The sequence below is a fragment of the Citrobacter sp. Cf088 genome (genome assembly GCF_030334295.1).
Classification (GTDB): domain Bacteria; phylum Pseudomonadota; class Gammaproteobacteria; order Enterobacterales; family Enterobacteriaceae; genus Citrobacter; species Citrobacter freundii.
Map to the genome: position 1 here is coordinate 1 of NZ_JAOWEE010000017.1, position 212 is coordinate 212.

Consider the following 212-nt stretch of genomic DNA (forward strand, 5'->3'; position numbering starts at 1 on the left):
AATACCGGCTGCTCCGGGCCCTGCGGGTCTTTTACCGGCGAATGGCTGTAGTATTCCGGGTCATACCAGTCCTTCATCCACTCCCAGCCGTTTCCGGCCATGTCGTAAATCCCCAGCGGATTGGGGGGACGAAAATCACGTGGAAGCGGGGATAGCCACTTGAGGGTTGAGCCTGTCTTTTTGGCATACTCTTCAGTATCCAGCTCAGTGGC

General features: G+C 56.6%; 1 protein-coding gene. It reads right to left on the reverse strand.

Annotated elements, in window-relative coordinates:
- A partial coding sequence (locus OGV71_RS00555; RefSeq protein ID WP_286532354.1) for an SUMF1/EgtB/PvdO family nonheme iron enzyme occupies positions 1–212 on the reverse strand: 212 nt, incomplete at both ends.